Source organism: Desulfosarcina sp. BuS5 (assembly GCF_028752835.1).
Lineage (GTDB): Bacteria > Desulfobacterota > Desulfobacteria > Desulfobacterales > BuS5 > BuS5.
On sequence record NZ_CP087952.1, the window covers coordinates 2,046,004 to 2,060,011 of the forward strand.

The following is a 14,008-nucleotide window of genomic DNA, read 5'->3' on the forward strand; positions in this document are numbered from 1 at the left end:
AAATCTACAGCCTTTTACTGAATAATTCAGTCCATTTACCTTCCATTGCCGGTAATTTGAGAGATTCTTTAAGCTGGCCAAGAAATCGGCTCCTTGGTATTTCCCTTGCTCCCAGGCTTACCAGGTGCTTTGTGGTAACCTGGCAGTCTATGAAGTCAAAGGAAAAACGCTTCAGGTATTCCACCAGCCTGACAAATGCTGCCTTTGAAGCATTGCTTACGTGAGTAAACATCGATTCTCCAAAAAAGCACCGTCCCAGGGAGACTCCGTATAATCCACCTGCCAGTTCTCCTTGATACCACGCTTCAATGGAATGGGCAAAGCCTGCTTCATGCAGGAGGGAGTAAGCTTTGATCATTTCGTCTACTATCCATGTGCCTTCGTTGTTATTGCGTTTAACCAGCGCGCAGGCTTTTATCACTCTATCGAAAGAAGTGTCTGCCGTAATATGAAAACGGCCATGTTTTATTGTTTTTTTTAGGGATTTTGAGACCTTAAGTTCTTCAGGATAGAGTACCAGGCGCGGATCAGGAGACCACCACAAAAGAGGTTCTTCATCTGAAAACCAGGGAAAAATTCCCTGGCGGTAGGCCAACAGAAGACGTTCAGGGCTAAGATCCCCACCAACTGCCAGAAGGCCTTCAGGTGTTGCAAGGTGAGGAGTCGGAAAGACTAATTGTTCTGATAAGATAAAAATCGGCATCCAGGTCCCAGAAAAAAGGGGGTCAAGTCTACGTTTGACACTTATTGATATTGCCTTGTATTTTACCTATCCGTTTTTTAATCTTTCCGTCATATTTTTTAAGCCTCGAAACTCTTCGTAATATGCTGCTTACAGTACTGTATGTTTTAATATTAAACAACTCACCTATGTTGTTAAGGTTTTCGCCTCGCATTTGACGTAATAGATAAACTGCAATATTTCGCGGTTCATTAAAAACACCGCGTCTTGTTATCAATAATTCATTAAACGATACATCATAATTCTCACACACTGCTGAAATTATTGAATCAGATGCCGGAGCAAGATTTTTTGATTCAGGTACTTCATAGCTTTTTTTCTTAAAATAATATTTTTCTTTTATTCCTGTTATGAAACTTTCCGGGCCAAAAAATGATGGGAGTTTCTTTAAAGAAAACAGCCTGATAACCTCTTCTGAATCATCTTTCCGCATAAATTCAATAAACGATTTCAGTCGGCCCCGTTTTTTTGGGGTTATCATGGAGAAAATATAATCTTTATGTAGCCATTTCCACTTGTTCGCATATGACAGATAACCTTTGTAGCTGCTCCATTCATAATCCGGCATATCTTTAACTATGCCCGCTTTTACCGGGTTCTTGTGGATATATCTTATTAGTTGCAGAAGATGGCTGTCATTACAAACAAGAATCGACTTGTACCTTCCCCTGAAAAGCTGACCATCAAATCCATGCCTTTTGTTATATTTCTGGGTATATACGCTATTCAGATGCCTCATGCATCTTGAGATATTCCCATCCGGGGTTTGCAGCAAAATATGGTAATGATTTGTCATTAAACAGTATGCCGCTATATTTACATTACACATTTCAGATACTTCAATCAGCAGATCAATAAACATTAAATAATCATGTTTATCTAAAAAAATGGATTCGGACCGCATCCCACGGTTCATTACATGATACCATGCTCCAGGATATTTTATTCTAAGTGGACGTGACATGTTGTAATATATAACATTTTATATTTCATGGGTCAACAGTAGACTTGATAATCATATAAAGGTCATAGCGAAATTCGATAGGTTTTTGTTTAACTCATGCTGTGGGGACTCTGTCCCCCAGACCCCCTGGGATTTTTCGCTTATGGTCTTCCGAATGGGGATAAAAAAAGGAAGGACACGGCAATGCCCTCCTCGTGCCAAGATAAATCCGAATCGTTGGGATAAGACACAAGGTCTTTGAAACTCGATATTGTTACCAAGTGGGTGCTCGGGAAACGGTTTGTTTCCTTCATCTCTGCAGGGCTTGCTCTGGCATTGATGTTAAGATAGTCCCACCTGACTAAAGACTAACCAGCAGGTCAGTAGCGAAGTCCACAGGTAAACCCGGTAACGGGAGTCTGGAGCTGGACGGAGCAAGATTGCAGGCTCTGTATTGAGCCCCGAAAAATGTATGGTTGTGGTCATTGTGATAATCCTGCTTGCAGGAAAAAGCCGACGCTTTGGAGACAGCGGAAGGCAGCAGTCCTGAATATGCTAAGGCAAGTATTCAGGACACCACCGGGGTCTTAGACCAGGGCATGTACTCAAAGGGGTAGCTCGGGAACTTGGGAGACCCGGATGTTTCCTTGGGTAAAAAGAACGGTAACAGGAAATCCAGCGCAAGCGAAATCCCGGCGTTGCATAGGAATGTCCCGCCTTGCAACGAGTCTGCCATTGGCAGAAACACAAACATTAAAAGATGGGCGATACAAGGTATCAGGGGAGGATAGCGAAGAGCGAACGAACCTGAGATAAACATTCGGAAGTCTTAGCAGATCATAGTACCGATGATTAAGAATTGAACTATCTTGATCGGAAAGGTGGGGAAGTGATGCCCAAGCGACCCACTGCAGGGAAGGTGAAGCAGGGTATAACGTTTTTTTGGCAGGAATTATGGGAGATACACAGATGTCACAAACCATATCAACAAAAAGCCGAGAAATTGCAAGAACGGTCGCTTGCAATTCCAGACCGATAGAATGGGGACAACCACCGGTGTTAACAGGTGGGTCATCCCTTATCAAAATCGAGCTGCTTGCTCAAAGTAATCCTGAACTGGTATTTACATCAGTAGTCCATCGGATAGACTTTGATTTACTGAAACAATCCTTTCGTAAAATTCGGAAAAGCAAATCTGCAGGAGTGGACAAGGTTACGGCAAAGGAGTATGCCGAAAATCTTGATCAAAACCTCTATAATCTGTATGAACGACTGCGGAGAGGACAGTACGTTGCGTCTCCTGTAAAGCGTATCTGGATAGACAAGGAAGGAGGGAAAAAGCGTCCAATTGGCATACCTGTACTTGAGGATAAAATTGTCCAGAAAGCAGCAGCAGCCATATTGAATGTCATATTTGACAGGAATTTTTACAATTTTTCCCATGCATTCAGAAAAGGTCGGAGCCAACACATGGCAATCAAAGATTTACGTGAGCAATGCTTGAAGCAGAATATCAGCTGGATAGTAAGCGCAGATATTACAGGACTATTTGACAATATTAATCACGAGTTACTTAAAGACATGATACGTCGGAGAGTAAGTGACGGCGGAATGATTCGCCTGATAGGGAAGTGGTTGAATGCAGGCGTAATGGAGGAAGGCAACCTGACGTACTCTGAAACGGGCACTCCACAGGGAGGAGTAATTTCCCCTGTGCTCAGTAATATCTTTCTTCATTATGTTTTAGATGACTGGTACGTGAAAGAAGTGATCCCCCGGATGAAAGGGAGATGCTCCATCATACGCTGGGCGGATGATTTCATCCTCGGGTTCGAGTATGAAAAAGACGCATTGCGTGTCATGGATGTATTACCCAGGCGGTTCGAACAGTTCGAGCTGTCACTTCACCCGGAAAAGACAAAACTGATTCGATTTTCCAAACGCATTAGCGGAAAGGGAAACGGGACGTTTGATTTTTTAGGGTTTACATTTTACTGGTCAAAATCATTAAAAGGGTACATGGTAATAAAGAAAAAGACGGCAAGAAAGCGTTCAAGCCGTTTTATGAAGAGAATATGGATATGGTGCAAGGATAACCGTCATAAGCCAATGGCCGAGCAGTATGAGATTCTTTGCAGTAAACTGCGAGGTTTTTACCAGTACTTTGGAGTAATAAGTAACTACAAAGTGCTGGAAGTTGTGTTTGAATATACTGAGAAAGCATGGCGTCGATGGTTAAGCCGAAGAAGTCACAAGGGCGAAGTAATGTTCGAGGACTTGCGCACAACATACCCACTGCCATTACCCAGAATAGTCCATAATATTTGATGCCGTAAGGGCTGCAAAGTTATACGCCAAACGGGGTGTCGCCTGTTTGGTTGATAATCCGGTAAAAAGGATTTGAACCGAGGAACCGTATGAGGGAAATCTTCACGTACGGGTCTGTAGGGGGGGCGTCGGGTAACCGATGCTCCTACCTGGAACATTCGTATAAACGCCTTGCAGCTTTCCTGTTTGAAACCTTCAAAGAAGACGTGACAGCAGAAGTAATACCTATAAGAAGTTATGCCACATCTGTACGCCGCAAGATAGTCGATATAGGAGCTAAAATTGTAAAAAAAAGTCATATGATCACTTTAAAGCTATCTCAATCTGTTATGCAAGCCATTAAGTTTGATAAACTATGGGCCAATTGCCAGAATCCATCTCCCATCCTGATTTAAAATTCATTTCTCCATTTCCAATATACAATAATAATTGAACAACCTATGGTGAGCTATACTCAAAATTTAGCATGAATGCCGCTAAATTCAAAAAAAAGTGCCTGATTGTTGCAATTTTCGAATTTTTTCCAGTAGTGTCCGGTTAGGTTTTTGCATGTTATATGGGATAAAAAAATTAGAAAAATGTTCATTTTTTACTTGACAAACCAAATAAAAATTTTTTATCGTTTTGTTATAAAATATAATTATAACAAGGAGTTAAGACAAAAATGGACATATTCAATATCCCAAAAAAGAATTTTAATCCCCAATCTCATGCTCGATTTCTCAAACCTTTGCAAAAGATTTTTCCTGACACGCCACAGCTTAAATCCCGAGGTCACAGGCCATTGAAAATGACTTTTGAAGATCAGCTTCACGCACTGATATTTTTCCATCTACAAGAACATGAATCAGCTCGTGATCTTATTCAACACCTTAAAGAAGACGATTTTGCCAAAGAATGTGTCGCTCCAGATGGAGGGATCAGTCGTAGCAGTTTTTCCGAAATTATCAATTCTCGAGGGCTTGAACAGCTTGAATATGTTTTTCAAGCTCTTTGCAGCCAGGCACAAAATGCTTTACCATCAAATTATTCAGATCTCGGTGAACTCGTTTCCATTGATGGATCTTTAATTGATGCAGTTCTGTCCATGTACTGGGCTGATTACAGAAAAGGCGCTAAAAAAGCAAAAGGCCATTTCGGCTTTGATGTCAATCGCAAGATTCCTATAAAAATTCATCTGACAAATGGAAATGGCGCTGAACGCCCCTTTGTCAGGTCTATCCTTACAAAAGGCCAAACAGGAATCATGGATCGGGGGTATCAATCACATAAGGATTTTGATCTTCTTCAGGATGAAAAAAAACATTTTGTTTGCCGCATCAAAGCGAAAACAACAAGAACTATTATCAAAGAGCAGCCTGTTGATCCCGACAGCTATATTTTTTATGATGCTGTGGTTCTTCTTGGCACTCCTGGGGTAAACCAGACCAGAAAGCCGGTTCGACTGGTTGGTTATAAAATTGCCGGTGTCAAATATTTTGTGGCAACTGATCGTTATGATCTTACAGCCGAGCAGGTTGCAACCGTTTATAAGCTTAGATGGGATATCGAAACTTTTTTCAAATGGTGGAAGAAACATTTAAAAGTGTACCACTTGATTGCTCACAGTAGATATGGCCTGATGGTTCAAATCCTTGCGGGGTTAATAACCTACCTGCTTATGGCCATATACTGCCATGAACAGTTTAATGAACCTGTATTAATAAAGAGGATTCGTCAGCTTAGAAATACCATCCAGAACGAATTACGTACTGACGAAAAAAACGTATGGTCTAATAATCTTATTATCAAAGAGCAAATGCTATATGCAAAAACTTAACCGGACACTACTGATTTCATCTTTTAATTTACCGGAAAAAATTTTAACTATTTTTATCGATGAAAGCAATTTTAATGCCAACCGTCATTTGCGATTATAGGTACGGATGATGGATTTTACCTGACCCTGGGGACGCTACATCCTCCCGCTTCGTAAAATCAATATCAGCAGCCAGAAGCCCATAACTCCTGCAAAAAGAAAGCCTATTAAACCTATTACGGGTATATCATGCCATTTGGGTGGAACATCCGACAAAACAATCAAGGCGGACCCGATAATCAGGGATGCCAGCACTATGGCAAATACTAATCTGTTGCTGATCCTGTCATGGGTGGCAAGCATCGGCTTTAATCCCCGATGCTCAAATTCCATTTTGATGGTACCCCGTTTTATCATCTTTAGTATATCTCGAATCTCACCGGGTACCTCCTGCAAAAGATGATAAAATTCTGATCCGGAATCAGCCATATTTTCTACTATTCTGCGTGGGTTAAAACGTTTTAAATGTAATCGGCGCACAAAAGGAGCCGCCTGTTTTACAACATCAAAATCCGGATCCAGTTTAGTGCCCAGCCCTTCAATAGTGCTCAAAGCCTTTATCATAAGAAAGAGATCGGGAGGTATATTAAGACAGTGCCTGGTAGTCAACTCAAGCAACTGGTGCAGCAAATTGCCAAGCTTCACCTCCTTTAAAGGCCTGTAACAATATTTATCCATAAACTCGGTGACGTCCCTTTCCAGGGAGTGGTAGTCCGGTGAATCGTCATATTCTGTGAGATTAAGAATAGCGTCTACCACTTTCATCTCATCTCTCTTGACAATGCTTAATATTAAATCTGCAAAATTCTCTCTACTCCTTAAGTTTATACGCCCCATCATCCCGAAATCTATAAAACAGATAATATTACCGGGTAAAACAAAAATGTTGCCCGGGTGGGGGTCAGCATGAAAAAAACCATTTACGAAAATCTGCTTCATAATGAGATCAAAACCGACCCGGGCGATTTTAAATCGATCCAACCCGTTTTTTTCCAATCCATCCAGATCTGAAGATTTCACTCCCTCAATACATTCCATGGTAAGGAGACGTTTTGTCATGAATTCTCTGTATATTTTTGGAACATGAATCCGCGTGTCACCTTCAAACTGCCTGGCAAAACGCTCCATGTAAACAGCTTCAAGAGTATAATCGAGTTCTTTTTCCAGGGTTGCGGCAAATTCCTGCACTATTTTTGTCGGATGCTGTATATCCCATCCTTCCAGGTGTCTTTCCATCAGGCCCGCCAGATGAAGCATTATCTCCAGGTCTACTTCAATTATACGTTTGATGCCGGGACGCTGTATCTTTACAACCACCCTTTCTCCATCCAGGCTCACAGCTTTGTGTACCTGTCCGATGGAAGCGGCTGCGATGGGCTGCTCGTCAAATTCCGAGAAAATTTCGTTAACAGGTTTTTTAAACTCATCTTCGATAATTTTTTGAACATCGGAGAAAGTAAACGGGAGTACATCATCCTGCAGCTTGGGCAGCTCTTTGATATATTCAACCGGCAGAAGATCCGGCCTGGTGGAAAGAATCTGGCCCATTTTTATAAAAGTCGGCCCCAGCTTTTCCAATACCATCCTGACCCTTTCAGCCCGCGACAAGGATTCCATCTTCCCTCTGCGCTTACGGGAGACAATCTTTAAGCCGATCTCCAGATATTGCTCGATCTTCAAAACATCCACCAGATCTCCGAAACCGTATTTTATCAGCACTGTCACAATTTGACGGTATCGCTGCATATGTCTGTAGGTACGCCCGATTCGGCCTATTTTAAAACGCATAAAAATCTTTCTCCGTTTATTCGTATCATTTCTGACAATCTATATTTATAATTCATTTATTTTGAACGTTATATTATCAACAATACCCTGAAGCCAGGCTGTCCCTTTTGCTTTATCAACAGCACCGATATTTTTTATCACAGAGATGTAATCCTTACCTGTCTGCAATATAATAGAATGAATCCCCTCAAGAAAATCATCTCTCAACCCCGTATCCCCTTTGTGGTATTTCTCATTATCAAGTAATCCCTCAATCTTCGGCCATGAAGTATAAAGATCGGATCCAGGAATCTTCAGACAGACCTTCTTTAATCTTTCCACCCTTTCATCCAGGGCCAGGCCGATATTCTCCTTTAGCCCCGATAAAAGGGCGTCCGCAAAATCATCTGAAATACACATTGAACGTACATGCAGATACCACTCCCTTAAGGCAATAAGATTTGCAATATATACAATATTATTCTGCAAAATTTTTTTTCTGTTCTGATATCGACCGGGTGAAAATGGAATATTACCGCTTTTAACTGCGCCGGGGATAATCAGTCTGTTCTCCCTGGTTTCGTCTTTTCGGCAGATCGACCCTGCGGCAGTCACAGTTCCGAATGCCAGGCGGCAAGGCCCCACAAGACCTCCCTGTCCGCCGAGAAATAAAGGCCGCTGATCCAGCATGACTCCCTTCGGTACATCACCAAGAAGAGAAGGGGTGGCCTTATCCTGTTCGGGGGTATAATTAAAATGAATATAGGAACTTCCGACCTCGCTATGATCCTTTCTGCTGGTTCCGCCTGACATAAAACAGTCACAAAAATTAATAAGACTGCCCAGGGTTACAAACGGAAAAAGAATAGTCTGTTTTAACCCCACCGTATGGGCGGCGCATGCCTCCTCTTCAAGAATAGTCCCTTCCCGCACATGGGCGCCGGACCCCATGGAAGAATTTTTTAAAAAAACCGCTTGCTTGAAAAACCCTCCTTTCAGGTCAACTTCAGGGCCTATAAAACAATTATCCACAGTGACCGATCCTTCAAACCCAATTTTTGAATTTCGTAAAATCAGCGTGGAGCTTCCGAAAATCTTACACCCGGAATAGATAACAACCCCGCTGCCTGAAATTCTGCTTATATCAACCTCTTCGCCGATATATACAGTTTCGGGATTGGATATTTTTACGCCTTTTTTTATTAAATTATTTACCTGTTCACTTGTCCGGCCTTTGGGATGCTGTTCGTGCATGATATATCCTCTTAAAAAAATATTTTTAAATTTATTTTTTTAAATTTAATTTAAAAACAGTAGTGTCCGGTTAAGTTTTTGCATATAGCATTTGCTCTTTGATAATCAGATTATTAGACCATACGTTTTTTTCGTCAGTACGTAATTCGTTCTGGATGGTATTTCTAAGCTGACGAATCCTCTTTATTGATACAGGTTCATTAAACTGTTCATGGCAGTATATGGCCATAAGCAGGTAGGTTATTAACCCCGCAAGGATTTGAACCATCAGGCCATATCTACTGTGAGCAATCAAGTGGTACACTTTTAAATGTTTCTTCCACCATTTGAAAAAAGTTTCGATATCCCATCTAAGCTTATAAACGGTTGCAACCTGCTCGGCTGTAAGATCATAACGATCAGTTGCCACAAAATATTTGACACCGGCAATTTTATAACCAACCAGTCGAACCGGCTTTCTGGTCTGGTTTACCCCAGGAGTGCCAAGAAGAACCACAGCATCATAAAAAATATAGCTGTCGGGATCAACAGGCTGCTCTTTGATAATAGTTCTTGTTGTTTTCGCTTTGATGCGGCAAACAAAATGTTTTTTTTCATCCTGAAGAAGATCAAAATCCTTATGTGATTGATACCCCCGATCCATGATTCCTGTTTGGCCTTTTGTAAGGATAGACCTGACAAAGGGGCGTTCAGCGCCATTTCCATTTGTCAGATGAATTTTTATAGGAATCTTGCGATTGACATCAAAGCCGAAATGGCCTTTTGCTTTTTTAGCGCCTTTTCTGTAATCAGCCCAGTACATGGACAGAACTGCATCAATTAAAGATCCATCAATGGAAACGAGTTCACCGAGATCTGAATAATTTGATGGTAAAGCATTTTGTGCCTGGCTGCAAAGAGCTTGAAAAACATATTCAAGCTGTTCAAGCCCTCGAGAATTGATAATTTCGGAAAAACTGCTACGACTGATCCCTCCATCTGGAGCGACACATTCTTTGGCAAAATCGTCTTCTTTAAGGTGTTGAATAAGATCACGAGCTGATTCATGTTCTTGTAGATGGAAAAATATCAGTGCGTGAAGCTGATCTTCAAAAGTCATTTTCAATGGCCTGTGACCTCGGGATTTAAGCTGTGGCGTGTCAGGAAAAATCTTTTGCAAAGGTTTGAGAAATCGAGCATGAGATTGGGGATTAAAATTCTTTTTTGGGATATTGAATATGTCCATTTTTGTCTTAACTCCTTGTTATAATTATATTTTATAACAAAACGATAAAAAATTTTTATTTGGTTTGTCAAGTAAAAAATGAACATTTTTCTAATTTTTTTATCCCATATAACATGCAAAAACCTAACCGGACACTACTGAATTTTTTTATCCCATATAACATGCAAAAACCTAACCGGACACTACTGATTTAAAAAGTTCTTTTCAAAAATAAAAAATGAAATCCTACCGGGTGCAATGCAAAAAAGCTACAAAAAAATAGAATCCTCCATATCACTTTAAAAATAATTTACACTTTTTTAGGCATCCTTCAATTTTAGTTTACAATTTTGCCAAATGAATATCGTGTCCTTTCGGCAAGCGTGCATAGCGCAAAAAAAAATTTAGCGTAGGTAAGCAGTCAGCAGTTAGGTGCCTGTTTTTTGCAGGCACCCGGCTGATCAATCAGGATGGAAATATTAAAAAGTGATTTTATGCTTCAGGATTGTCCGGTTCAATCAGTGCGGATTTATAATTCCACGGCATCCATTTATCTGGGGATTCTGACAACTCAGAGGCATGTTCCAGCAGTGCTGTCAGGTAATCAAAAGGATTGGTACCGGATAAATTACAGGTATGAATCAGACTCATGAACAGATCACCTACCATGGCACCATGCTCAGTTTTATAAAACAGAGCATTCTTGCGATGCAGAACGACCTTTTTCAAAGCCTGTTCGCAAATATTGTTGTCCAAAGGTACACCTGGTTCCCTGAGAAAAAGGGTCAACGCCTCCCAATGTTTGAGCATGTAGCCAATAGCCTGGCCCAGCCCGCTGTTGGGCTCCACCAAATGTTGGTCTATTTGTTTGTGAAACCAGGTGTTGAGCTTTTTCATCAGCGGACCGCTGTTGTCCTGATGAAACCGCAGCCGTTCTTCAGCTTCCATGTTCTGTTCTTTGGTAATCTTATCATTTTTATATACCTCTGCGAGGATTTCGAGTACATAACTGCACTCTTCCGGGAAGCTTTGCAGTACGTCAACAAACTGTCTTCGTCCATGTGTAAGACAATTTGCCAGCAGAGTTTCGAATTCTTTGGGAACATTTCTGGACAGAGCATCACACATCTGAATGGGTGGGCTCAGACCAATACGACGCTTAAGTAAATCCATCAAGTTTTCTCCGGCATGCTGACGGCCGGTAAAAAACAGTGCAATTTTATGATCATCGGTTTTTGACAGTATACCCGTGGTAAATATACCTTTACGTTCCGGGTTATTTTCTTTGTTTTCCTTCATCAGGGACAAAACCTTCATAGTGGTGTCATCATTATGAATGATATCGCCCTGAGCGCCCTGACGGATAAATTCCTGATAAATCGGAGTAAGTTCCATTGCCATTTGATCGACAATCTCGAACTGTGTCGATGCAGGCAATGGTATGCCAAGACTTTGCTGAAGATCTTTAAGTCTGTTAAATGGCATACCGGTACCATATTTCAAAAGAGCAATCATGGCCTTGGCTTTTGCATCATATTTGTCTTCACCCACATTTTCAGGTGTCGATGCGGTGAAAATTGCTCCACAGAGATTACAGCGTAAACGCTGCATTTCATAGACAGTTCCACTTAATGGAGCGTTTCCGGTGATGCGTATGATTCGCTGCGGCTCCTTTAATTCATATACCTTGCCCTTTAAACATTCAGGGCAGTTGTCTCCAGGTTTAAGAGTATCATGGAAGACTCTGACTTTTTTTGCCCCGGTATAATTTTTAGCAGGTTTGCGGCCATGACCTTTTTTAGCTTTAACAGAATTCTTCTTTTTTGGGTGAGCCTTTGTTTTTCCAGTTTTTTCGGTAGTTGCACCAAACAGCATGCGCAACAGCCGTCGTATGGAGGCGGCTTTATTGTCCACACACTGACTTAAAAGGTAGATAGTGTCAGCCATAGCCTTGATGAGTTCATAGTCCTCAGGTGGCAACAGTTCTTTAACACGCTTTAAAAGAGCATCTAACTGCTTGACGTCCAGGTCTATACGTTCCGGGGTCTTCACTGTGTGTCCCCCCGTAAAAGGCTGCGAAAATTTTTGGCTAATGGATATCCCCAAACAGCCTTTATAGATCGGTTCGGTTTAAATGTCTGATCATTTTTACCCCTGCCGGTGGTGTCTCCAAGATACTTCCAGTTCGCAGCCTTGTAACAGGTACCGGCAAAACGGGTTTTGTCCACAAAAGTTTCAAGGTACCAGATGGGATGATTGTAGATTTTACGCCAATCCAGGGCCAAGATTTTTATCATGTGACCAAGAAGATGGGAGGCCAGATGTGGTACGCGCACCCATGGTAGAATTAAAAATCGTGTATTATACGCCAAAAGGTGCAGATTTTTTTTACGCGTCTTCGCATCCCAGCCGATAAACCTGTCCCTGCAGCCTATATGCCTCGCTGCAGAAGACCAGGCAAAACATGCTATTGGCCGCCCATCAGTATAAACGATGTATTTCAGCTGTTCGCCCACTGGATGGCAGTAACCCAGATAATGGTAATACTCGATCAGGCTGTTGAACATTTTTTCATGCGGGCTTCTGCGTACCTGGCAAAATTCAAGCGGCCGTATTTTGGCTAATTTTGTTTCCAGTAAAGTTTGATTGATCTGAATTTTTTTAGGTTTTCTACGTTCTACAAATGGATTATGGGGATTACATTTTTTGTCCGGCAGACGTATGAATCCTGCACGGTGCAGTTCTAACATCATACCCCGACAGACCATATCACGCAATGCCCCATTGGCCTGGACCCAATTCCAGGCTATGCACAGTTTTCTGGAAAGCGCCCGGCGGCTGGCATCCGGATTTTGAGCAATAAGCTCCTTGATAAAAATAATATCTTTGTCAGTAACGACTCTGCCTCTATACGTAAACATGGGCATCAAATATCACATTTTTTACTGGAACGCAAGTCATTAAATATTTTTTTCTATTTTTTTACAGGAATTGGCCGCCACAATGGTGCAACATGAGCCTTTACAGGATTACCGTTCCAGATCAGAAGCTGCAGTTCATGAACGGCCAGAGGCCTGACCGCCTCACCGGATTTGTTTGGCCACCAGTTGAAACGTCCCTTAGACAGCCTTTTCTGACACATCCAGAATCCTTGGCCATCATACATAATGATCTTTATGGCAGTTGCCTTTTTATTACGAAAAATAAAAACATACCCTGAAAATGGATCGGAGCGCAGCACCTGCCGACAAACAGCATTTAGACCGTCGATACCTTTTCTGAAATCCACCGGGTCTATGGCCAGCAGGATACGCATTTGCGGAGTTATCTGAATCATGGCTGACTCCAAAACTGTTGGGTTATATTGATCAAGTCAGAACTGTCCGCAATTTGCATTGTCATCCTGGCACCGTTCTGATGTTGCATCTCGATAATGCCCTTGAAAGGCAAAGGGGCTTGGGCTACATCAAGTTCGATGAAAGATGCCGTCGGCACGGACGGATTTGGTGATATATTCTGGACGTAATGCTTTAGCTTGGTATGGTTGAGGCTCAAGGCTTTTGATATACGGTGCAGAGAATAGGCAGGGTATAACGAGGCAGCGGCTTCCCATAATGCTTCCGGAATGGCTTTACCTCTATCCCGGCTGTTACGCCATTGTTTAAATTTTTCCCGTACTTCATCCAGACTGTACTCGCCTGAAGGCTGCATAAGATTCATCGGTCATCCTCCTTATATAATATTACGTGATTTGAATGACCGATACTACCTTATTTGAATTTGTTTTTCATGCACGCTTGCCGAAAGGACACAAAAAAGCTACAAAAAAATAGAATCCTCCATATCACTTTAAAAATAATTTACACTTTTTTAGGCATCCTTCAATTTTAGTTTACAATTTTGCCAAATGAA

At 41.6% G+C, this 14,008-nt stretch carries 12 protein-coding genes; 3 read left to right on the forward strand and 9 right to left on the reverse strand.

Translation table 11 applies throughout. The features are described from left to right. Positions 1 to 4 precede the first annotated feature (4 nt). Both aat and BuS5_RS10085 read right to left on the reverse strand, forming a co-directional pair. On the reverse strand, positions 5 to 703 hold the full coding sequence (aat, locus tag BuS5_RS10080; protein ID WP_027354087.1) for a leucyl/phenylalanyl-tRNA--protein transferase: 699 nt from the start codon (positions 701 to 703) through the stop codon (positions 5 to 7). Positions 704 to 731: 28 nt separating this feature from the next. Further along, positions 732 to 1,706 carry a transposase gene (locus tag BuS5_RS10085; protein ID WP_027354088.1) on the reverse strand — a complete coding sequence of 325 codons (975 nt, stop codon included), beginning with the start codon at positions 1,704 to 1,706 and terminating at the stop codon, positions 732 to 734. A 933-nt stretch (positions 1,707 to 2,639) separates the two neighbouring features. Between BuS5_RS10085 and ltrA the strand changes: the two genes are divergently transcribed. From ltrA to BuS5_RS10100, 3 genes are all read left to right on the forward strand, one after another. Continuing rightward, positions 2,640 to 4,013, forward strand: coding sequence for a group II intron reverse transcriptase/maturase (gene ltrA, locus BuS5_RS10090; protein ID WP_036019348.1), 1,374 nt, complete (start codon positions 2,640 to 2,642; stop codon positions 4,011 to 4,013). 89 nt (positions 4,014 to 4,102) lie between these two features. Next, positions 4,103 to 4,408: a hypothetical protein gene (locus BuS5_RS10095; RefSeq protein WP_274427630.1), complete on the forward strand. Its 306-nt coding sequence runs from the start codon at positions 4,103 to 4,105 to the stop codon at positions 4,406 to 4,408. 269 nt (positions 4,409 to 4,677) lie between these two features. Then, positions 4,678 to 5,832, forward strand: coding sequence for an IS4 family transposase (locus BuS5_RS10100; RefSeq protein ID WP_274427631.1), 1,155 nt, complete (start codon positions 4,678 to 4,680; stop codon positions 5,830 to 5,832). A gap of 135 nt (positions 5,833 to 5,967) precedes the next feature. Here BuS5_RS10100 and BuS5_RS10105 read toward each other — a convergent pair whose 3' ends face one another. The 7 genes from BuS5_RS10105 to BuS5_RS10135 form a co-directional block, all read right to left on the reverse strand. Continuing rightward, positions 5,968 to 7,659: an ABC1 kinase family protein gene (locus BuS5_RS10105; RefSeq protein ID WP_035266614.1), complete on the reverse strand. Its 1,692-nt coding sequence runs from the start codon at positions 7,657 to 7,659 to the stop codon at positions 5,968 to 5,970. A gap of 45 nt (positions 7,660 to 7,704) precedes the next feature. After that, positions 7,705 to 8,892: a hypothetical protein gene (locus BuS5_RS10110; protein ID WP_035266612.1), complete on the reverse strand. Its 1,188-nt coding sequence runs from the start codon at positions 8,890 to 8,892 to the stop codon at positions 7,705 to 7,707. Positions 8,893 to 8,962: 70 nt separating this feature from the next. Further along, on the reverse strand, positions 8,963 to 10,117 hold the full coding sequence (locus tag BuS5_RS10115) for an IS4 family transposase (RefSeq protein WP_036019371.1): 1,155 nt from the start codon (positions 10,115 to 10,117) through the stop codon (positions 8,963 to 8,965). A 471-nt stretch (positions 10,118 to 10,588) separates the two neighbouring features. After that, a complete protein-coding gene (gene tnpC / locus BuS5_RS10120; RefSeq protein ID WP_274427632.1) occupies positions 10,589 to 12,148 on the reverse strand; it encodes an IS66 family transposase in 1,560 nt (519 codons plus the stop codon). After that, positions 12,145 to 13,017: a DUF4338 domain-containing protein gene (locus BuS5_RS10125; RefSeq protein WP_274427633.1), complete on the reverse strand. Its 873-nt coding sequence runs from the start codon at positions 13,015 to 13,017 to the stop codon at positions 12,145 to 12,147. The genes tnpC and BuS5_RS10125 overlap by 4 nt, the downstream gene beginning before the upstream one ends. Before the next feature lie 53 nt (positions 13,018 to 13,070). Next, complete coding sequence (gene tnpB, locus BuS5_RS10130; RefSeq protein WP_274427634.1) at positions 13,071 to 13,433, reverse strand: IS66 family insertion sequence element accessory protein TnpB; 363 nt, start codon at positions 13,431 to 13,433, stop codon at positions 13,071 to 13,073. After that, entirely contained in the window at positions 13,430 to 13,816 is a 387-nt protein-coding gene (locus tag BuS5_RS10135; protein WP_274427635.1) for a hypothetical protein, read from the reverse strand. Before BuS5_RS10135 ends, tnpB begins: the two co-directional genes overlap by 4 nt. Between the last annotated feature and the right edge of the window lie 192 nt (positions 13,817 to 14,008).